General features: G+C 65.2%; 15 protein-coding genes, 5 tRNA genes and 1 pseudogene. All 21 read right to left on the bottom strand.

The window, feature by feature from the left end:
- Positions 1 to 55: 55 nt before the first annotated feature.
- The 21 genes and pseudogenes from rpoC to H9L16_RS09030 all read right to left on the bottom strand — a co-directional run bounded on the left by rpoC (position 56) and on the right by H9L16_RS09030 (position 21261).
- The gene (rpoC, locus tag H9L16_RS09130; protein WP_187551418.1) at positions 56 to 4255 is read right to left on the bottom strand and encodes a DNA-directed RNA polymerase subunit beta'; all 4200 of its coding nucleotides are present in this window, start codon (positions 4253 to 4255) and stop codon (positions 56 to 58) included.
- A 69-nt stretch (positions 4256 to 4324) separates the two neighbouring features.
- Positions 4325 to 8506 carry a DNA-directed RNA polymerase subunit beta gene (rpoB, locus tag H9L16_RS09125; RefSeq protein ID WP_187551417.1) on the bottom strand — a complete coding sequence of 1394 codons (4182 nt, stop codon included), beginning with the start codon at positions 8504 to 8506 and terminating at the stop codon, positions 4325 to 4327.
- Positions 8507 to 8760: 254 nt separating this feature from the next.
- Complete coding sequence (gene rplL, locus H9L16_RS09120) at positions 8761 to 9129, bottom strand: 50S ribosomal protein L7/L12 (protein ID WP_187551416.1); 369 nt, start codon at positions 9127 to 9129, stop codon at positions 8761 to 8763.
- Positions 9130 to 9186: 57 nt separating this feature from the next.
- Positions 9187 to 9726 carry a 50S ribosomal protein L10 gene (gene rplJ / locus H9L16_RS09115; RefSeq protein ID WP_187554125.1) on the bottom strand — a complete coding sequence of 180 codons (540 nt, stop codon included), beginning with the start codon at positions 9724 to 9726 and terminating at the stop codon, positions 9187 to 9189.
- Between the two features lie 349 nt (positions 9727 to 10075).
- Positions 10076 to 10774 (bottom strand): 50S ribosomal protein L1, encoded by a 699-nt coding sequence (gene rplA, locus H9L16_RS09110; protein WP_187551415.1) that lies wholly within the window; start codon positions 10772 to 10774, stop codon positions 10076 to 10078.
- Between the two features lie 3 nt (positions 10775 to 10777).
- Positions 10778 to 11206 carry a 50S ribosomal protein L11 gene (rplK, locus tag H9L16_RS09105; protein WP_187551414.1) on the bottom strand — a complete coding sequence of 143 codons (429 nt, stop codon included), beginning with the start codon at positions 11204 to 11206 and terminating at the stop codon, positions 10778 to 10780.
- 217 nt (positions 11207 to 11423) lie between these two features.
- Positions 11424 to 11999, bottom strand: coding sequence for a transcription termination/antitermination protein NusG (gene nusG, locus H9L16_RS09100; protein ID WP_229796608.1), 576 nt, complete (start codon positions 11997 to 11999; stop codon positions 11424 to 11426).
- A 10-nt stretch (positions 12000 to 12009) separates the two neighbouring features.
- Complete coding sequence (gene secE, locus H9L16_RS09095) at positions 12010 to 12393, bottom strand: preprotein translocase subunit SecE (protein ID WP_187551412.1); 384 nt, start codon at positions 12391 to 12393, stop codon at positions 12010 to 12012.
- A gap of 45 nt (positions 12394 to 12438) precedes the next feature.
- A tRNA-Trp gene (locus H9L16_RS09090) sits at positions 12439 to 12514 on the bottom strand.
- A gap of 147 nt (positions 12515 to 12661) precedes the next feature.
- Positions 12662 to 13852 (bottom strand): elongation factor Tu, encoded by a 1191-nt coding sequence (tuf, locus tag H9L16_RS09085; protein ID WP_187551411.1) that lies wholly within the window; start codon positions 13850 to 13852, stop codon positions 12662 to 12664.
- 28 nt (positions 13853 to 13880) lie between these two features.
- Positions 13881 to 13956: transfer RNA gene (locus tag H9L16_RS09080), tRNA-Thr, on the bottom strand.
- A gap of 38 nt (positions 13957 to 13994) precedes the next feature.
- Positions 13995 to 14068, bottom strand: a tRNA-Gly gene (locus H9L16_RS09075).
- A 77-nt stretch (positions 14069 to 14145) separates the two neighbouring features.
- Positions 14146 to 14231: transfer RNA gene (locus tag H9L16_RS09070), tRNA-Tyr, on the bottom strand.
- 90 nt (positions 14232 to 14321) lie between these two features.
- Positions 14322 to 15412 (bottom strand): annotated as a pseudogene (gene ychF / locus H9L16_RS09065) (redox-regulated ATPase YchF).
- Between the two features lie 58 nt (positions 15413 to 15470).
- On the bottom strand, positions 15471 to 16055 hold the full coding sequence (gene pth / locus H9L16_RS09060) for an aminoacyl-tRNA hydrolase (protein ID WP_187551410.1): 585 nt from the start codon (positions 16053 to 16055) through the stop codon (positions 15471 to 15473).
- Between the two features lie 60 nt (positions 16056 to 16115).
- Positions 16116 to 16766: a 50S ribosomal protein L25/general stress protein Ctc gene (locus H9L16_RS09055; RefSeq protein ID WP_187551409.1), complete on the bottom strand. Its 651-nt coding sequence runs from the start codon at positions 16764 to 16766 to the stop codon at positions 16116 to 16118.
- A 109-nt stretch (positions 16767 to 16875) separates the two neighbouring features.
- The gene (locus H9L16_RS09050) at positions 16876 to 17835 is read right to left on the bottom strand and encodes a ribose-phosphate diphosphokinase (RefSeq protein WP_187551408.1); all 960 of its coding nucleotides are present in this window, start codon (positions 17833 to 17835) and stop codon (positions 16876 to 16878) included.
- 107 nt (positions 17836 to 17942) lie between these two features.
- Positions 17943 to 18018: transfer RNA gene (locus tag H9L16_RS09045), tRNA-Gln, on the bottom strand.
- On the bottom strand, positions 17997 to 18905 hold the full coding sequence (gene ispE / locus H9L16_RS09040; protein WP_187551407.1) for a 4-(cytidine 5'-diphospho)-2-C-methyl-D-erythritol kinase: 909 nt from the start codon (positions 18903 to 18905) through the stop codon (positions 17997 to 17999). Before ispE ends, H9L16_RS09045 begins: the two co-directional genes overlap by 22 nt.
- 8 nt (positions 18906 to 18913) lie before the next feature.
- Positions 18914 to 19582 carry a lipoprotein insertase outer membrane protein LolB gene (lolB, locus tag H9L16_RS09035; RefSeq protein ID WP_187551406.1) on the bottom strand — a complete coding sequence of 223 codons (669 nt, stop codon included), beginning with the start codon at positions 19580 to 19582 and terminating at the stop codon, positions 18914 to 18916.
- Entirely contained in the window at positions 19579 to 21261 is a 1683-nt protein-coding gene (locus H9L16_RS09030; RefSeq protein WP_187551405.1) for a tetratricopeptide repeat protein, read from the bottom strand. Before H9L16_RS09030 ends, lolB begins: the two co-directional genes overlap by 4 nt.
- Between the last annotated feature and the right edge of the window lie 20 nt (positions 21262 to 21281).

The raw sequence follows: 21281 nt of genomic DNA, 5'->3' as shown, positions 1-21281 counted from the left end.
GTCCGGCGTGTTGCGCCAGCCCCCTTCCCGGCCGTGGCCGGGAAGGAAGCGGTTTTTACTCCGCGGCAGCCTCGTCCGTGGCGGCTTCTGCCGGCTCGCCGGCCAACGTCGCCATCTCGGCCTCGGTCAGGCCCGAGGCGTTCTTGCGGCGCTGGCTGTGGTACGCCAGGCCGGTACCGGCCGGAATCAGGCGACCGACGATCACGTTTTCCTTCAAGCCGCGCAGGGTGTCGCGGGTGCCGCGAACGGCCGCCTCGGTCAGCACGCGGGTGGTTTCCTGGAACGACGCCGAGGAGATGAAGGATTCCGTGGCCAGCGAGGCCTTGGTGATGCCGAGCAGGACCGGATCGACCTTGGCCAGGATCAGGCCCTTCGCGGCAAGGCGGGCATTTTCCTCGATCGCACGCTGGCGCTCGACCTGCTCGCCATTGAGATACTTGGAATCGCCCTGGTCGACGATTTCGACCTTGCGCAGCATCTGGCGAATGATCACCTCGATGTGCTTGTCGTTGATCTTCACGCCCTGCAGGCGGTACACGTCCTGGATTTCCTTCACCAGGTACGCGGCGAGTTCGGACACGCCCTTCAGGCGCAGGATGTCCTGCGGGGTGGGCTCGCCATCCACCACGGTCTCGCCCTTCTCCACGTGCTCGCCTTCGAACACGATGATCTGGCGGTACTTCGGGATCAGCTCTTCATGCTCTTCGCCGTCGAGCGGCTTGATGATGAGGCGCTGCTTGCCCTTGGTGTCCTTGCCGAAGCTGATCATGCCGGACGTCTCGGCGAGGATCGCCGGTTCCTTCGGCTTGCGCGCCTCGAACAGGTCAGCGACGCGCGGCAGACCGCCGGTGATGTCGCGGGTCTTCGACGCTTCCTGCGGGATCTTCGCGACCACGTCGCCCACGCCCACGGCGGCACCATGCTGCAGATTGACGATCGAGCGCGGCGGCAGCAGGTACTGCGCCGGCAGGTCGGTGCCCGGGATGGTCAGGTCCTTGCCGTCCTTGTCGACGATGCGAACCAGCGGGCGCAGGTCCTTGGCCTGGGTGCCGCGACGCTTCGGATCGGTGATCTCGCGCGAGGCAAGGCCGGTCAGGTCGTCGGTCTTCTCGATCACGGTCACGCCGTCGATGAAGTCGATGAAGCGCATGAAGCCCGCGACTTCCGAGACGATCGGGTGGTTATGCGGATCCCAGTTGGCCACGGTCTGGCCCGCCTTGACTTCGCCGCCGTCCTTGACGTTGATCATCGCGCCGTAAGGCAGCTTGTAGCGTTCGCGCTCGCGACCGTGATTGTCGAGCACCGACAGTTCGCCGGAACGCGACACCGCCACCGAACCGCCGCTGGCGTGGTTGACGTGCTTGAGATTGTTGAACTTCACCGAGCCGGTGGTCTTCACCGTCACGTTGTCGATCGCCGCCGCACGCGATGCCGCGCCACCGATGTGGAATGTACGCATCGTCAGCTGGGTGCCGGGTTCACCGATCGACTGCGCGGCGACAACACCAACCGCTTCGCCGTGGTTGACCAGGTGGCCACGGCCGAGGTCACGACCGTAGCAATGCGCGCAAACGCCGAACGAGGCTTCGCAAGTGATCGTCGAACGCACGTCGATCGCCTGCACGCTGGCGTCTTCCAGCTTCTGCACCCACGCTTCGTCGAGCAGGGTGTTGCGGGTGACGAACGGATCCTCGTCGTTGCCCGGCAGGAACACGTCGCGGGCCACGATGCGACCGAGCACGCGGTCGCGCAGCGGCTCGACCACGTCGCCGCCTTCCACGATCGGGGTCATGGTCAGGCCATGCAGGGTGCCGCAGTCGGTCGAGGTGATCACCACGTCCTGCGCGACGTCTACCAGACGACGGGTCAGGTAACCGGAGTTCGCGGTCTTCAGCGCCGTGTCGGCCAGGCCCTTGCGCGCGCCGTGGGTCGAGATGAAGTACTGGAGGACGTTCAGGCCCTCGCGGAAGTTCGCGGTGATCGGGGTCTCGATGATCGAGCCGTCGGGCTTGGCCATCAGGCCACGCATGCCGGCCAGCTGGCGGATCTGCGCTTGCGAACCACGCGCGCCGGAGTCGGCCATGATGTAGACCGAGTTCATCGACTTCTGGTCGATGGTCTCGCCCTTCGCGTTCTGCACTTTCTCGGTGCCGATCGTGTCCATCATCGCCTTGGCCACGCGCTCGTTGGTGCGCGACCAGATGTCGACCACCTTGTTGTAGCGCTCGCCGCCGGTGACCAGACCGGACTGGTACTGCTGCTGGATCTCCAGCACCTCGGCTTCGGCCTCGGCGAGGATGCCCTTCTTCTCGTCCGGGATGGTCATGTCGTCGATGCCGATCGACACGCCGGCGCGAGTCGCGTAGGCGAAGCCGGTGTACATGAGCTTGTCGGCGAACACCACCGTGTCCTTCAGCCCCAGCAAGCGGTAGCTGGAGTTGATCAGGCGGCTGATGTTCTTCTTGGTCAGCTCGGTGTTGGCCAGCGCGAACGGCAGGCCTTCCGGCAGGATCTCGCGCAACAGCGCGCGACCGATCGTGGTGTCGACGATCGAGGTCTGGGCGCTGCGGCTGCCGTCCTCGGCCACCACGGTCTCGCTGATGCGCACCTTGCACTTGGCGTGCAGCTGCACCACGCGGTTGTCGTAGGCGCGCTTCACTTCGGCGATGTTGGCGAACACCATGCCCTCGCCCGCCTTGTTCTCCAGCGCGCGGGTCATGTAGTACAGGCCCATGACCACGTCCTGCGACGGCACGATGATCGGCTCGCCGTTGGCCGGCGACAGGATGTTGTTCGACGCCATCATCAGCGCGCGCGCTTCCAGCTGGGCTTCCAGCGAGAGCGGCACGTGCACGGCCATCTGGTCACCGTCGAAGTCGGCGTTGAACGCGGTGCAGACCAGCGGGTGCAGCTGGATCGCCTTGCCTTCGATCAGCACCGGCTCGAACGCCTGGATGCCGAGGCGGTGCAGGGTCGGCGCGCGGTTCAGCAGCACCGGGTGTTCGCGGATCACTTCTTCCAGGATGTCCCAGACTTCCGCTTCTTCGCGCTCGACCAGCTTCTTGGCGGCCTTGATCGTCGTGGCCAGGCCACGGCGCTGCAGCTTGGCGAAGATGAAGGGCTTGAACAGCTCCAGCGCCATCTTCTTCGGCAGGCCGCACTCGTGCAGGCGCAGGGTCGGGCCGACCACGATCACCGAACGGCCGGAGTAGTCCACGCGCTTGCCGAGCAGGTTCTGGCGGAACCGGCCCTGCTTGCCCTTGATCATGTCGGCCAGCGACTTCAGCGGGCGCTTGTTGGTGCCGGTGATGGCGCGGCCGCGACGGCCATTGTCCATCAGCGCATCCACCGACTCCTGCAGCATGCGCTTCTCGTTGCGCACGATGATGTCTGGCGCGTTGAGCTCCAGCAGGCGGCGCAGGCGGTTGTTGCGGTTGATGACGCGGCGATAGAGATCATTGAGGTCGGAGGTCGCGAAGCGGCCGCCATCCAGCGGGACCAGCGGACGCAGGTCCGGCGGCAGCACCGGCAGCACGGTCATCACCATCCACTCGGGACGGTTGCCGGACTCCAGGAAGGCCTCGATCAGCTTGATCCGCTTGGTCAGGCGCTTGAGCTTGGTTTCCGAACCGGTGCTGGCGATCTCTTCCCTGAGCGTCAGCATTTCCGACTGCAGGTCGATCGTGCGCAGCAGGTCGTAGACGGCCTCGGCGCCCATCGCGGCGTCGAAGTCGTCGCCGTGCTCCTGGCGCGCGGTCAGGAACTGCTCTTCATTGAGCAGGCTGCCGCGTTCCATCGGGGTCAGCCCCGGCTCGGTCACCACATAGGCTTCGAAGTACAGGATCCGCTCGATGTCGCGCAGGGTCATGTCCAGCATCAGGCCGATGCGCGACGGCAGCGACTTCAGGAACCAGATGTGCGCGACCGGCGAGGCCAGGTCGATATGACCCATGCGCTCGCGGCGCACCTTGGCCAAGGTCACTTCGGTGCCGCACTTCTCGCAGACCACGCCGCGGTGCTTCATGCGCTTGTACTTGCCGCACAGGCACTCGTAATCCTTGATCGGGCCGAAGATGGCGGCGCAGAACAGGCCGTCGCGCTCGGGCTTGAAGGTGCGGTAGTTGATGGTTTCCGGCTTCTTCACTTCGCCGTAGGACCACGAACGGATCAGGTCGGGCGAAGCCAGCGCGATCTTGATCGCGTCGAAGTCCAGCGCCGGGCGCTGCTGGTTGAAGAGGTTGAGCAGGTCTTTCATGTGTTCTCTCCGAATCGGGGGCAATGAGGTGTGTGGATCGCGCGGGGTTGCCGCCGCGCGTCATCGCACTCAGAGCTCCTCGAGTTCCATGTTGATGGCCAGGCTGCGGATTTCCTTCACGAGTACGTTGAAGGACTCCGGCATGCCCGCGACCATCTCGTGCTCGCCATCGACGATGTTCTTGTACATCTGGTTGCGGCCCTGCACGTCGTCGGACTTCACCGTCAGCATTTCCTGCAAGGTGTAGGCCGCGCCGTAGGCTTCCAGCGCCCAGACTTCCATTTCGCCGAAGCGCTGGCCGCCGAACTGCGCCTTGCCGCCCAGCGGCTGCTGGGTGACGAGCGAGTACGGACCGGTCGAGCGCGCGTGCATCTTGTCGTCGACCAGGTGGTTCAGCTTCAGCATGTGCATGTAGCCGACCGTGACTTCACGCTCGAATGCCTCGCCGGTGCGACCGTCGTGCAGCACGGTCTGGCCGGACAGCGGCAGGTCGGCGAGTTCGAGCATCTTCTTGATCTCGGCCTCGGCGGCCCCGTCGAACACCGGGGTGGCCATCGGCACGCCGTCGGTGAGGTTCTGCGCCAGCGTCAGCAATTCGGCATCGCTGAACTGCTTGAGGTCGACGCGTTCCGCATGCGTGCCAAAACCCTTGTCCGGGTGGTTGTCGTGGTTGTAGATCTCGTCAAGGAACTTGCGCAGGTCGGCGATCTTGGCCTGTGCATCCAGCATCCGCTGGATCTTCTGGCCCAGGCCCTTTGCCGCCCAGCCCAGATGGACCTCGAGCACCTGGCCGATGTTCATGCGGCTCGGCACGCCGAGCGGGTTGAGCACGATGTCGACCGTCTGGCCGTCGGCCATGTACGGCATGTCCTCGACCGGCACGATGGTCGACACCACGCCCTTGTTGCCGTGGCGGCCGGCCATCTTGTCGCCCGGCTGGATGCGGCGCTTCACCGCCAGGTACACCTTGACCATCTTCAGCACGCCCGGGGCGAGGTCGTCGCCCTGGGTGATCTTGCCGCGCTTGTCGGCGAAGCGGCGCTCGAATTCCTTCTCGTGGGCGTCGAGCTGCTTGGCGGCGCGCTCGATGGCGTCGGACGCTTCGTCTTCCTTCATCCGCAGTTGCAGCCAGTCGGATTTCTTCAGACCGTCGAGCACCAGCGAGGACACGGTATCGCCCTTCTTCACGCCCGGACCGCCGTTGGCGGTCTTGCCCAGCAGCACTTCGCGCAGGCGTGCGTAGATCGCCGACTCGAGGATGCGGAACTGGTCGTCGAAGTCCTTCTTGACGCGCTTGATCTCGGATTCCTCGATCTGGCGCGCGCGCTTGTCCTTCTCGATGCCGTCGCGGGTGAACACCTGCACGTCGATGACGGTGCCGTCCATGCCCGGCGGCACGCGCAGCGAGCTGTCCTTCACGTCGGACGCCTTCTCGCCGAAGATCGCGCGCAGCAGCTTCTCTTCCGGGGTCAGCTGGCTCTCGCCCTTCGGCGTGACCTTGCCGACCATGATGTCGCCGGCGCGCACTTCGGCACCGATGTACACCACGCCGGATTCGTCCAGGCGGTTCAGCGCGTTCTCGCTCACGTTCGGGATGTCGGCGGAGATTTCCTCCGGCCCCAGCTTGGTATCGCGGGCCACGCAGGTCAGCTCTTCGATGTGGATCGTGGTGTAGCGATCCTCTTCCACCACGCGCTCGGAGAGCAGGATGGAGTCCTCGAAGTTGTAGCCATTCCACGGCATGAACGCGATCAGCATGTTCTGGCCCAGCGCCAGTTCGCCGATGTCGGTGGACGGACCGTCGGCCAGCACGTCGCCGCGCGCGACCACGTCGCCCACGTTGACCAGCGGGGTCTGGTTGATGCAGGTGTTCTGGTTCGAACGCGTGTACTTGATCAGCGAATAGATGTCGACGCCGGCATCCTGCTCGCCGGAGATCTCCGCCTCGTTGACCTTGACCACGATGCGTGCCGCGTCGATCTGCTCGATCACGCCGCCACGGCGGGCATTCACGGTCACGCCGGAGTCGCGCGCCACGGCACGCTCGATGCCGGTGCCGACCAGCGGCTTCTGCGCACGCAAGGTGGGCACGGCCTGGCGCTGCATGTTCGCGCCCATCAGCGCGCGGTTCGCGTCATCGTGCTCCAGGAACGGGACCAGCGCCGCCGCGACCGACACGGTCTGCATCGGCGAGACGTCCATGAAGTGGATCTCGGCCGGCGGCTTCAGCAGCGACTCGCCCTGGTAGCGGCAGGCCACGAACTGCGCGGTGATCTTGTTCTTGCTGTCGCGCGGGGCGTTGGCCTGGGCGATGACGTACTCGTTCTCCTCGATCGCCGAGAGGAACTCGACGTCGTCGGTGACCTTGCCGTCCACGACCTTGCGGTACGGCGTCTCCAGGAAGCCGTACTTGTTGGTGCGGGCGAACACCGCCAGCGAGTTGATCAGGCCGATGTTCGGGCCTTCCGGCGTCTCGATGGTGCAGACGCGGCCGTAATGGGTCGGGTGCACGTCGCGCACTTCGAAGCCGGCGCGCTCGCGGGTCAGGCCGCCCGGGCCAAGTGCGGAGACGCGGCGCTTGTGGGTGACTTCCGACAGCGGGTTGTTCTGGTCCATGAACTGCGAGAGCTGCGAGGAACCGAAGAACTCCTTGATCGCGGCGGCCACCGGCTTGGCATTGATCAGTTCCTGCGGGGTCAGGCCTTCGGACTCGGCCATCGACAGGCGCTCCTTGACCGCGCGCTCGACGCGGACCAGGCCCACGCGGAACACGTTCTCGGCCATTTCGCCGACCGAACGCACGCGACGGTTGCCCAGGTGGTCGATGTCGTCGACCACGCCGCGGCCGTTGCGGATCTCGGTCAGCACCTTGATCACGTCGAGGATGTCGGAGCCGGCACCGAACTCGTTGCGCAGGCGCACGGATTCTTCGTCCTTGCGCTCGGCGTAGTACTTGGCGTCGTACAGCACCGAGGCGCCGGTGACTTCCTTGCGACCGAGGCGGCGGTTGAACTTCATCCGGCCCACGCCCGACAGGTCGTAGCGCTCGAAGGTGAAGAACAGGTTGTGGAACAGGTTCTGCGCGGCGTCCTTGGTCGGCGGCTCGCCCGGACGCATCATCCGGTAGATCTCGACCAGGGCTTCCAGCTGGGTCTTGGTGCCGTCGATGCGCAGGGTGTTGGACAGGTAGGCACCACGATCGAGGTCGTTCACCCACAGGGTGCCGACGTTGGTGATGCCGGCCTTGCGCAGCTTGGCCAGGATGTCGTCGTTGATCTCGTCGTTGGCGGTGGCCAGCAGTTCGCCGGTCTTCGGGTCGATCACGTCGTGCGACAGGATGCGGCCGGCGATGTAGCTGTCAGGCACGGCCAGCGCGGCAACGCCGGCGGTTTCCAGCTGTTTCACGTGACGCGCGGTGATGCGCTTGCCGGCCTCGACGATGACCTTGTCGCCGTCCGCCAGGTCGAAGTCCAGGGTTTCGCCGCGCAGGCGCTCGGGCACCAGCTCGAGTTGCACGCCTTCGTCTTCGATATGGAAGGTGTTGATGTCGAAGAACTCGTTCAACATCTCTTCGTTGTTGTAGCCCAGCGCGCGCAACAGCACGCTGACCGGCAGCTTGCGGCGGCGGTCGATGCGGGTGAACAGCGCGTCCTTCGGGTCGAACTCGAAGTCCAGCCAGGAGCCGCGGTACGGGATCACGCGGGCGGAGAACAGCAGCTTGCCCGAGCTGTGGGTCTTGCCGCGGTCATGGTCGAAGAACACGCCCGGCGAGCGGTGCAGCTGGGAGACGATGACGCGCTCGGTGCCGTTGACGATGAAGGTGCCGTTGTCGGTCATGAGCGGGATCTCGCCCATGTAGACCTCCTGCTCCTTGACGTATTTGATCGCCTTGGTCGAGGACTCGCGGTCGTAGATCACCAGGCGCACGGTCACGCGCAGCGGCGCGCCGTAGCTGAGGCCGCGGTTGCGGCACTCGCGCTCGTCGAACGCCGGGTCGCCCAGCTTGTAGCCCACGTACTCGAGCGCGGCGTTGCCGCTGTAGCTGGAAATCGGGAACACCGACTTCAGCGCGGCGTGCAGGCCGCGGTCGGAACGCTTGGCGGCGTCGACGTGCTCCTGCAGGAACTCGCGGTAGGAGTCGACCTGGATGGCGAGCAGGAAGGGCACCTCGAGGATCGAACGGCTCTTGCCGAAATCCTTGCGGACGCGCTTCTTCTCGGTGAACGAATACTGGGTGGTGGCGTTGGTCATGGGGCGTGCGCCTCGTTGCTCGTTCGGCCGCGCATGCGCGGCCTGGGGGAATGCCTGGAACCGACAGTTGGAAGTCGCTGGTATTGCCGGCACCAGCACGCCCTGTCCCGCTACTTCCGACTGTCAACTCATGAACTTCGGTGGATCCTGGAACGGCCTGGCAAGCCCGTCCCGCTACAACGACCAAAGGCCGGGGGCTTTTGGCCCCCAGCCTTCAGCGTGTCGTCGATGCCAGCTGACGACGCAAATCTGGATTACTTGACTTCGACGGTCGCACCGGCGGCTTCAAGATCCTTCTTCATCTTCGCGGCATCGTCCTTCGACGCGCCTTCCTTCACGACGCCACCGGCCTCGGTGAGGTCCTTGGCTTCCTTCAGGCCCAGGCCGGTGATCGCGCGGACGGCCTTGATCACTTCGACCTTCTTGTCGCCGGCCGACTTCAGGATGACGTTGAACTCGGTCTGCTCTTCGACGACGGCAGCGGCGGCGGCCGGGCCAGCCGCGGCAACCGGGGCGGCGGCGGAGACGCCGAACTTCTCTTCGATGGCCTTCACCAGCTCCATCACTTCCATCAGCGACTTGGCGGCGATGGCGTCGACGATCTGCTCATTGGACAGGGACATTTGATTTACCTCTGGATGTGATTCGATTGAATGGGAAACGTTGTCTGGGCGTCGCGATCAGGCCGGTTCGGCCTCGGCAGCCTCGGCTTCTTCCGCCGGGGCATCGCCGCCACCCTGCTGGTCGGCCACGGCCTTGACGGCGCGGGCGAACATGCGGGCGGGTTCGGACAGCACGCTTGCCAGCATGCCGAGCGCCTGTTCCAGCGTCGGCAGCGAGGCCAACACTTCGACGTGCGCGGGGCCGTACTGCTGGCCTTCGACCACGACCAGCTTCGGCTGAAGCTTGTCGTTACCCTTGGCGAACTCCTTGATCAGGCGACCGGCGGCGCCGGGCTCCTCGGTCGAGAACGCATACAGGAGGGGGCCGACCATCGAGTCCTTTGCGACTGCGAAATCGGTACCTTCCACGGCGCGCGCGGCCAGCGTGTTCTTGACGACTTTCAAGTACACGCCGGTTTCGCGGGCCTTCTTGCGCATCGCGGTCATCTGCGAGACCGTGGTGCCTGCGTACTCGGCTGCGATCAAGGAGTGCGCCTTGGCGGCGACTTCGGCCACCTCGGCGACAACGTTCTGTTTCTGGGTCAGATTGAGAGCCATTTCACTCCTCCTAATGAACTCCGCCCACGGCTCCTGCCGCTGGCGGTTCTGGGCGATGCCGATCCGTGGCATCGGGGATGCGGGGCATCCCGGTGGTGGCCATCCAGAGGTGTCTTGAATCAAAACATTCCAGAAGGGCATCACCATCTACGCAGGCCGGCATCCTTGTCGGATGCGGATTAAGCGATCCCGCCTTCGGCAACGGCGATTCCTTGCCATGTGAGCATCCGTGCCCGTCGTTGCCTTGCGCAGACCGCACCTGCGGTCTTTGACGGCTTCCGCCGCGATGGACCGCGGCAGGGCCTTCAAAATTCGGTACGCCTTCCCGCACGCGGGAAGGTTGAAGCGATTACTTGAGGCTGAGCGAGGACTGGTCCACGGTCACGCCGGGGCCCATGGTCGAGCTGAGCGAGATCTTCTGCAGGTAGGTGCCCTTCGAGGTCGCCGGCTTGGCCTTGACCAGGTCCACCAGCAGCGCCTGCAGGTTGCCCTTCAGGGTGTCGTTCTCGAAGCTGGCCTTGCCGATCGTGCAATGGATGATGCCGGCCTTGTCGGTGCGGTAACGCACCTGGCCCGCCTTCGCATTGCGCACGGCTTCCGCCGGATTCGCCGAGACGGTACCGACCTTCGGGTTCGGCATCAGGCCGCGCGGACCGAGCACCTGGCCGAGCTTGCCGACCACGCGCATCGCGTCCGGCGTGGCGATGACCACGTCGTAGTTCAGGTCGCCGGCGATCATCTTCTCCGCCAGGTCGTCCATGCCCACCGCTTCCGCGCCCGCGGCCACGGCCTCATCAGCCTTGGCGCCAGCCGGGGCGAACACCGCCACGCGCACCGACTTCCCGGTACCGCCCGGCAGCACGGTGGAACCGCGCACCTGCTGGTCCGACTTCTTGGCATCCACGCCAAGGCGCACGGCCACGTCGATCGCCTCGACGAACTTGGCCTTGCTGTTGTCCTTCAGGATCTTCAGGGCGTCATCGATCGCGTACGCCTTGCCCGGCTGGGTGGCGGCGAGGATCGCCTTCTGTCGCTTGTTCATGGCCATGTCTTAACCCTCCACCACCAGACCCATGGAACGGGCCGAGCCCGCAATCGTCCGCACCGCCGCATCCAAGTCGGCCGCAGTCAGGTCGGGTTCCTTCGCCTTGGCGATATCTTCGAGCTGCTGGCGCGTGACCTTGCCCACCTTGTCGGTGTTCGGGCGCTTGGAGCCGGAGGTGATGCCCGCCGCCTTCTTCAACAGCACCGATGCCGGCGTGCTCTTGGTGACGAAGGTGAACGTGCGATCCGAATACGCGGTGATGACCACCGGGGTCGGCAAACCGGGTTCCAGCTTGGAGGTTGCGGCGTTGAACGCCTTGCAGAACTCCATGATGTTCAGGCCACGCTGGCCGAGGGCAGGACCCACCGGCGGCGAAGGATTGGCTTGGCCAGCCTTCACCTGCAGCTTGATGTAACCAACTACTTTCTTTGCCATTGTTCTTGTCTCCGGGTGCAAGCGCCTGTTGTCAGGCTCCCCATCGGACCGGGATCAACTGTGTCGAAGTGGAGCGCGTCCCGGCGTCGCGCACCACGAATCCTGTCGCAGCGACGGCCGCACAAGGCGGCCGGGCGGCTTCGACTCCCCGCAGGGAGCCGGAAATCATAGCAGGTTTTTCGCCACCCCGTCCGGACCCGCCGACGAGGCCGCCCGGTCAGGCTTTTTCGACCTGCCCGAACTCGAGTTCGACCGGAGTCGAACGGCCGAAGATCAGCACCGCTACCCGCAGGCGGCTCTTGTCGTAGTTGATCTCCTCGACCACGCCGTTGAAATCGTTGAACGGGCCGTCGACGACGCGGACCATCTGGCCTGGCTCGAACAGCACCTTCGGCTTCGGCTTCTCAACGCCTTCCTGCACGCGCTGCAGGATCATGTCGGCCTCGGCGTCGCGGATCGGCAACGGGCGGTCGGCGGTGCCGCCGATGAAGCCCATCACCTTCGAGGTTTCCTTGACCAGGTGCCAGGATTCGTTGTCGATGCGCGGGATGCCGCCCTCGTCATGGGTGGTGATCTGCACCAGCACGTAGCCCGGGAAGAACTTGCGCTCGGAACGGCGCTTCTGCCCGGCGCGCATCTCGATCACTTCTTCGGTCGGCACCAGCACATCGCCGAAGCGATCCTGCATTTCCATCCGCACGATGCGATCACGCAACGCCTGCGCCACCGACTTTTCGAAGCCGGAATAGGCATGAACGACATACCAGCGCTTGTCCGTTTGAGTTTCCGTCACGCCGATCTCCTCAACCATTGCCGAGCAGGAATTTCACGCCCAGCTGGATCACCCAGTCGAAGGCCGCCAGGATCAGGCTGATGATGATCACCGCCGCGACCACCACCCACATGGTGCGCGTGGTTTCCTGGCGCGTCGGCCAGACCACCTTGCGCAACTCGAAGCGGGACTCCGAAAGAAACTCGCGGGTCTGCGCACCCTTGGCCGTTGCCATGAAGACCAGCGCACCCAGCACCAGACCAGCCACGACCGCAAGGACGCGAATACCCGCAGGCCACTGGTTCTCGAACCAGTAGAAAGCGACAAGACCCGCAACCGCCAGCAGGATGGCAAGAGCGTATTTGGCGATGTCCCCGGCACCGGTGGACGGGGTTGGCAGCGTCTTGCTGGTCAAAACTTTATTTCTCCGCGCGGGCGGCGCTGAAGCGCCGGCCCGAAGTGGCACGCCAGGAGGGACTCGAACCCCCAACCTGCGGTTTTGGAGACCGCTGCTCTGCCAATTGAGCTACTGGCGTATTGAAAGTTGCTGATCGAAATTGCGCTGTTTCCTGAAAAGGCAACGGCGGCTTGCGCCGCCTGCCTTCTGCCCCGACCCATTCCTGCATGCAGGAACGGGGAAACGCAGGGCCGCACTCACGCCTGGGCGCGAGCGCCTTGTTGCATTACTTGACGATCTTGGCCACGACGCCGGCACCGACGGTACGGCCGCCTTCGCGGATCGCGAAACGCAGGCCTTCGTCCATCGCCACCGGGTTGATCAGGCTCACCACCATCTTCACGTTGTCGCCCGGCATCACCATCTCCACGCCTTCCGGCAGCTGGCATGCGCCAGTGATGTCGGTCGTGCGGAAGTAGAACTGCGGACGGTAACCCTTGAAGAACGGCGTGTGGCGGCCACCTTCGTCCTTGGACAACACATAGACTTCGGCCTCGAAGTCGGTGTGCGGCTTGATGCTGCCCGGCTTGCACAGCACCTGGCCACGCTCCACGTCGTCACGCTTGGTGCCGCGCAGCAGCAGGCCGGCGTTGTCGCCCGCCTGGCCCTGGTCCAGCAGCTTGCGGAACATTTCCACGCCGGTCACGGTGGTCTTCTGGGTGTCGCGGATACCGACGATCTCGATTTCCTCGCCCACCTTGATCACGCCGCGCTCGATGCGGCCGGTCACCACGGTGCCACGACCCGAGATCGAGAACACGTCTTCGACCGGCATCAGGAACGCCTTGTCGATGTCGCGCTCCGGCTGCGGGATCCAGGTATCCAGTGCGTCCACCAGCTTCAGGATCGACGGCACGCCCATGTCGCTCTGGTCGCCTTCCAGCGCCATGCGCGCGGATCCCGTCACGATCGGAGTGTCGTCGCCCGGGAACTCGTACTTGCTCAGCAGCTCGCGGACTTCCATCTCCACCAGTTCCAGCAGCTCGGCGTCATCCACCAGGTCCGCCTTGTTCAGGTAGACCAGGATGTACGGCACGCCGACCTGACGGGCCAGCAGGATGTGCTCGCGCGTCTGCGGCATCGGGCCGTCGGCCGCCGAACACACCAGGATCGCGCCGTCCATCTGCGCCGCACCAGTGATCATGTTCTTCACGTAGTCCGCGTGACCCGGGCAATCCACGTGCGCGTAGTGGCGGTTCGCGGATTCATATTCCACGTGCGCCGTCGAAATCGTGATGCCGCGCGCCTTCTCTTCCGGCGCCGCGTCGATCGCGTCGTACGCCTTGAACTCGCCGCCAAAACGCTCCGCGCCCACCTTCGTCAGCGCCGCCGTCAGCGTCGTCTTGCCGTGGTCCACGTGGCCAATCGTGCCCACGTTCACGTGGGGCTTGGTGCGCTCGAACTTACCCTTTGCCATGGCTGCGTCTCGTTTGGAGGCTGAAATATGGTGCTCACGAAAGGAATCGAACCTTCGACCTCCTCCTTACCAAGGAGGTGCTCTACCGACTGAGCTACGTGAGCAAGTTGTAACGGAGGACCTGAGCGTTGCAGTGCAATGGTGGAGCGGGAGAAGGGAATCGAACCCTCGTAATCAGTTTGGAAAACTGAGGTTCTACCATTGAACTACTCCCGCGCCGGGAGGCCCATCCGATGTTGCGCCGGTGACTGGTAAGGTCGCCGGGTACCGCGAAATCCGTGGAGCAGTGAAGCTGGTGGAGGGAGGTGGATTCGAACCACCGAAGGCGTAAGCCAGCAGATTTACAGTCTGCCCCCGTTGGCCGCTTGGGTATCCCTCCGATTGTCCTCGCTGGCGAACCGAAGCCCTCCAAAGAGCCCGCAATTTTGACGCCAGCTTTCCGGACTGTCAACGCCTATGTGCAGATCGGTCAGACATTGAAGCGGAAGTGCAGCACATCGCCTTCCTGCACGCGGTATTCCTTGCCTTCCAGGCGCAGGCGCCCGGCGTCGCGGGCGCCGGATTCGCCCTTGTACTTCAGGTAATCGTCGTAGCCGATGGTCTCGGCGCGGATAAAGCCCTTCTCGAAATCGGTATGGATCACGCCCGCGGCCTGCGGCGCGGTGGAGCCGGCCTTGACCGTCCAGGCGCGAACTTCCTTCACCCCGGCGGTGAAATAGGTCTGCAGGCCGAGCAGCTTGTAGGCCGCGCGGATGACGCGATTCAGGCCGGGTTCGTCCAGGCCGAGATCCTTCAGGAATTCGTCGCGGTCGGCATCTTCCAGCTGGCTCAGCTCTTCCTCGATGGCGGCGGAGACCGGCACCACTTCGGCCCCTCGCCCGCCGCGCGGGTACGCACCGCATCCAGGTGCGGGTTGTTCTCGAAGCCGTCCTCGAGCACGTTGGCCACGTACATCACCGGCTTCAGGGTGATCAGGAACAGGTCGCGTACCGCGAGCTTGTCGTCATCGGACAGGCCCAGCGAACGCGCCGACCTGCCTTCGTTCAAGCCGGTACTGATGCGCCCGAGCACCTCGGCGCGCGCCTTCGCGTCCTTGTCGCCGGTCTTGGCGGAGCGCTCGGCCTTGTTCAGCGCCTTGTCGACCGACTCGAGGTCGGCCAAGGCCAATTCCGTGTCGATGGTGTCGATGTCAGCCAGCGGGTCGACCTTGTTGTTGACGTGGATGACGTCGTCGTTCTCGAAACAGCGGACCACGTGGGTGATCGCGTCCACTTCGCGGATGTGGGCCAGGAACTTGTTGCCCAGGCCCTCGCCGCTGGCGGCACCGGCGACCAGTCCGGCGATGTCGACGAACTCCACCGCAGTGGGGATGCACTTCTGCGGCTTCACGATCTCACTGAGCGCATTCAAGCGTGGATCCGGCACCGGGACGATGCCGACGTTCGGCTCGATCGTGCAGAACGGGAAATTGGCGGCGGCGATGCCGGCCTTGGTGAGCGCGTTGAAGAGCGTGGACTTGCCGACGTTCGGCAGGCCGACGATGCCGCATTTGATGCCCATGTCGCTGGTTGCTCCGTTGTCGCGCGGCTTCTGGCCGCGCGAGGAAAAATCAGTTGGATCAGCCTGGCCGCGGCGTATGCAGCCGGGTCATCGCGTCCTGGTAGTTGCCGTCCATCGCCAGCGGCAGCACGCCGATGGCATCGTCGATGGCGCGCAGGATGCTCGCTTCGTCGTCGCGCCCGGGCTTGCCGAGCACCCAGGGGGTGACCCTGTCCTTGTGCCCGGGATGGCCGATGCCGACCCGCAGGCGGTGGAACTTGCCGTGCCCGAGCAGACGCATGGTGTCGCGCAGGCCGTTCTGACCGCCGTGGCCGCCATCGAACTTGAGCCTTGCCACACCGGGCGGCATGTCCAGTTCGTCATGCGCGACCAGCATTTCCTCCGGTTCGATCTTCCAGTAGCGCAATGCCGCGGTGATCGACTTGCCGGAAAGATTCATGAAGGTCGCCGGCTTCAGCATCCACACATCGCGACCACCGATATCGGCCTTGGCGATCTCGCCGAACAATTTGCTGTCCAGCCCGAAGCGCACGCGCACCTGTTCCGCGAGCGCGTCAATGAACCAGAACCCGGCGTTGTGCCGGGTTCTGGCGTGTTCGGGTCCGGGATTGCCCAGCCCGACGATGAGGCGCAGGCCTGCCATCGCGGCATCGCAAAGCAATGCGGACGTCCCGCCGGCGCGAACCGGCGGGACGCGGCGCGATTACTTGTCGTCCTTCTTCGCGGCCTTGGTCGCCGGCACTTCGGCGGTTTCCGGCGCGTCGACTTCGGCATCTTCCTTGCCGTGCTTGGCGATCACGACGGCGACGTCGTGTTCCTTGCCCAGCTTGAGTTCCGGGATCTCCACGCCAGCCGGCAGCTTCAGCTCGGACAGGTGGATGATGTCGCCGACGACCAGATTCGCCAGATCGATCTCGATGAACTCCGGCAGGTCCTTCGGCAGGCAACTCACTTCGACATCGTTCAGTTCGTGCAGAACCACCACGTCGGCGGCCTTGCCGGCCGGCGAGGTCTCCTGGTTGAGGAAGTGCAGCGGCACCTTGGCGCGCAGCGCCTCGTTGGCATTCACGCGCTGGAAGTCCAGGTGCATGATGATCTGCTTGAACGGATGGCGCTGGATATCGCGCAGCAGCACCTTCTGGATGTCGCCACCGAGGCTCAGGTCCAGGATCGACGAGTAGAACCACTCGTTCTGCTGGGCCAGCCAGACCTTCTCGTGGTCGAGCTGGATCGCGACGGGCTGGAGTTCGCCACCGTAGACGATGGCGGGGATCTTGCCGGCCAGACGAAGGCGGCGGCTCGCACCCTTGCCTTCGACTGCGCGGCTTTCGACGTTGATTTCATGCGTTGCCATGTTGTTTCACTCTCGTTGCATTGAAGCCGCCTCGCGGCGGCGATGTCACTCACCCGCGACCAGGTGAGTGGGTTGCGGCGCCGGGGACCGGCATCGCGAATTCTTGCGGTCAGTCGACGTAGAGCGAACTGACGGATTCGCCGAACGCCACCCGGCGAATGGTTTCGGCCAGCAGCTCGGCCACGCTGAGCTGGCGGATCTTCGGGCAGGCCTTGGCGGCGTCGGACAGGCGGATGGTGTCGGTCACCACCAGCTCGTCCAGCTGCGAGCGGGTGACATTGTCGATCGCCGCGCCGGACAGCACAGGGTGGGTGCAGTACGCCGCGACCTTCAACGCCCCGCGCTCCTTCAGCGCGTTCGCGGCGGCGCACAGGGTGCCGGCAGTGTCGACGATGTCATCGACCAGCACGCAGGTCTTGCCCTCCACGTCGCCGATGATGTTCATCACCGTCGACACGTTGGCCTTCGGCCGGCGCTTGTCGATGATGGCCAGATCGGCATCGTCCAGTCGCTTGGCGATGGCGCGTGCACGCACCACGCCGCCGACGTCCGGCGACACCACGATCAGGTTGTCGGTGCCATGCGCGCGCCAGATATCGGCGAGCAGCAGCGGCGACGCGTACACATTGTCCACCGGCATGTCGAAGAAGCCCTGGATCTGGTCCGCGTGCAGGTCGACCGTCAGCACCCGGTCGGTGCCCACCGCGCCGAACATCTTCGCTGCCACCTTGGCGGTGATCGGCACGCGCGACGAACGCGGGCGACGATCCTGGCGGGCGTAACCGAAGTACGGCACCACCGCGGTGACGCTGGCCGCCGAGGCGCGCTTCAGCGCATCCACCAGCACCAGCAGTTCCATGAAATTCTCGGCGGTCGGCGCATTGGTCGGCTGGATGATGAAGACTTCCTGCCTGCGCACGTTCTCCTCGATCTCGACCTGGACTTCGCCGTCGGAGAACGTACTGACCAGCGCCTTGCCCGGGCGCACGCCCAACTCGCGGCACACCGCATCGGCCAGCGGCCGGTTGGCATTGCCGGAAAAGACCAGGAGGTTGCGATCGTCTTGCATGGCTCGAATTCCCGCTGCGCTCTGACCGTGGCGGTGCAATGGGCCGCGCGAAAAAGTCGCGCGACAGAAAAGTACGGATGGTGCGAACGAACGTCTCGAACAAAAACTGGCAGGGGCGGAAGGATTCGAACCTACGCATGCCAGGATCAAAACCTGGTGCCTTAACCGCTTGGCGACGCCCCTGCATTGAAAACTTCCATTGCATCCAGCAATGGCGACCTGTCCGCACCCCGTGCCAACCAGGCGTTGAGGCCTGGAGGGAGCGAAGCGAGCGCGGTTTCGGCGGATTCGCGATCCGCGAATTCGACGAAACAACCGCTGCCCGAACCCGTCAAGCGCGGCGTGCCGATGCTTGCCAGCGCCGTGAACAGGGCCTCGACGGCGGGTTCACGGCGGCGCAGCACCGGCTCGAACGCATTGTCGAGCACGCCCCCTGACGGGGATATTCCGGAAAGGAAGCCCGCTATTTTCGCGGGTGCAGCATTCCGCGTCAAATCATGGGCTTGGAACAGGGCGGCGGTGGTGGCATGGACTCCGGGACTGGCGACCGCATACCAGGCCGGCGGCAGGTCGATCGCGGTGAGCAGATCGCCCACGCCTTCGGCCCAGGCATTGTGCCCGCGGACGAAGATCGGCACGTCTGCCCCTAATTGCAGGCCGAGCGCCGCGAGCCGATCAACGCCGAGATTCAGACCCCACAACCGGTCGAGCACCACCAGCACGGTCGCGGCATCGGACGAACCACCACCGAAGCCGCCACCCATCGGGATATTTTTTTCGATGCCAATGTCGACACCTTCACTGCAATTCGTCTCATTTCGCAGAACTTCTGCCGCACGCACCATCAGATCATCGGCTTCAGCGACGCCATCAGCCCCGGCACCGACCCGAGCGATGACGCCATCCCTGCGCGGCCGCAAATGGACGACATCGCCCCAGTCCAGCAGCCGGAACACTGTCTGCAGCGTGTGGTAGCCATCCGCCCGGCGACCGGTGATGCGCAGGAACAGGTTGAGCTTGGCCGGCGCAGGCCAAGCACTCCAACCCTCGGATGCCGGAAATGCGGACATCTGAAAGCTTAGTCCCCGCTCCAATGATCCACGACCAGGCGCACCCGGTCCGTGTTGCGCAAGGCGGTGATCCGCGCCGGCAAGTCCACGCCGCTGGCGGCGTCGAGCTTCCAATCGGCGTAATCGATGGTCCAGCCGGCCTGCTCGATAAGCTGCACCCGCCCGTCTTCGCCGTAGCCGACGCTGGCAGCACCGAACGCGGCCTCGTTGGCCCACGCACCACGCACCCAGCAGCCCAGGCCAGCGACGGGAATGTCCCAGCCGGTTCGCTCGCGCAACAACGCAGCGGCATCCGCACCACGCACCGGACCGTCGGGGACGCCATGCAAGGTCGCGCCCTCGGCATCGACATCGAGCGCCCAGCCCTGGCGGGTGACCGGTGCCGTCAACTCGATCCGCGCCTTGCCGGCCGATTGCGACCATGTAATGCGCCCGCTTCCACCGTGCTTGCCGTTGGACAGCGCGACACGGCCGGTCATCGCCCACGCGGGGCTGGTGCAATCGCCTTCGGCCAGACCCAACTGCAGGACGCGCTGGCGATGGGCGATGGCCGCGGCCGAATCCGCCTGGCTGCCGATCACGGTTTCGACCGGCGCAGCCTGATCGGCAACGGGCAGACCCCGGCAACCCGCCAGCACGACCATGGCCAGCGCCGCCAACACAACTTGCCGGTTCACGCGCCGGTGGCCTGCAGGGCGCGCTGCAGCGAGCGGTTGTCCGGGTCGATCTTGCGCGCTTCCTCGAAGTACTTGCGTGCTTCCTCGCGCTCGCCGAGCACCCACAGCACATGACCAAGATGGCTGCCGATGTCGGCATCCTTCTGCAGTGCGTAGGCGTGGCGCAGGTGGTCGAGTGCCTGGCGCGGCTTGCCCAAGCGGAACAGGACCCAGCCGTAGCTGTCGATGATCGCGGCGTTGCCGGGGGCGGCCACCCGTGCGCGATCGATCAGCTCCAGCGCCTCGCGATAACGGGTGGTCCGATCCGCAAGGGTGTAACCCAGCGCATTGAGCGTGTTCACATCGTCCGGCGAGATCACCAGGATTCGGCGGAAGTCGGCTTCGGCCTTGGCTATCTCGTCGCGGCGCTCCCACAGCAGTGCGCGCGAGTACAGCAGCGCCTCGTCGTCGGCGAAGGCGGCCAGGCCGCGCGCGTACACGTCGAGTTCACCTGCGTCGTCCTTGTCCTTGAGCCGCAATTCGGCCTCCAGCAGGTAGCCGTCGCGGCGGGCGTCTTCGTCCAGGGTCTGGTCGGACTGGATCGCATGCAGTTCGTCGAAGGCCGCCGGCTTGCGACCCATCGCGTGCAGCACGTTGGCGCCACGCAGGCGGGCGATGCCCTGCACGCCTTCACCGGGCACGTTGGCGTACCAGCTGCGGGCATCCTCATAGCGTTCCAGCAATTCCGCCAGTTGGCCCAGCAACAGCCGGCGCATCGGGTTGGGGTGGGTGGCTTCGCGCTTGAGCTCGTCATACAGCGCGACCAGCCCGGTCTTGTCCTTGGCCTTGTCAAGCAACATCGCGCGCTGCACGTGGCTGGCATCGTCCTGCGCGCCCCAGCCCAGCACCTGCGCGGCCTTGGCGCTGTCGCCGAGGGCGTCGTATTCGCCGGCCAGCGACCAACGCAACGGCGTTGAAAGCTTGGCGGCATCCTCCAGCCCGGCAAGCAGCGCACGGGCCTCGCCCAACTTGCCGCCCTCGCGCAGCAACTGGGCGCGCAGCAACGCAACCCGAGGTTCGCCCGGATAGCGGCGGACGATCTCGTCGACGATGCGGTCCACCAGTGCCGGCCGTTCCAGCCGCTGCGCCAGCCCGCCGAAGCCGAGCCAGGCCTGCAGGTCGTCGGGTAGCAGGTTGTCATCGACGATCCCGTCGATCATCGCAACAACCAGTTTCTGCTGCTTGCCGACCGCGCCGAACAGCGCCGCCAGCGCACTGCGCCAGCCTTTGCCGCCATCGGCCAGCAAGGCCCGTAGTTCGCGACGGGACGCGCGCTTGTCGCCTGCGCGCAACGCAAGCCCGGCAGCGACCATCTGTTGCGCTTCGCCGCCCGCGGGCGCAAGCGACTGCCAGGTCTTGAAGGCATCGCGAGCCAGCGCGTCTTCATCCGCCAGCAGGGCGATGCGGGTGGCGCGTTCGGCCAGTACCGGGTCGCTGGCGCTGCGCGCGGCTTGCAGGTACTGGCGGGCGGCCTCGGGCAATTGCCCGGCCTGCAGGGCGAATTCACCCGCAAGGCTGGCTTCCATCGGATCGACCTCGGCCTTCGCTTGCCCTGGCTTAGAGGTGCCCATTGCAAGACCGGGGGCGAGCAATGCCGCCAACAGCAGCAGGCGTGGACCAGCGTGTTGCGGGATGGGCATGGGGCGGGCCGGTACAATGA

It is taken from the genome of Thermomonas carbonis (assembly GCF_014396975.1).
Classification (GTDB): domain Bacteria; phylum Pseudomonadota; class Gammaproteobacteria; order Xanthomonadales; family Xanthomonadaceae; genus Thermomonas; species Thermomonas carbonis.
This window is presented reverse-complemented; position numbering and strand designations above follow the sequence as displayed.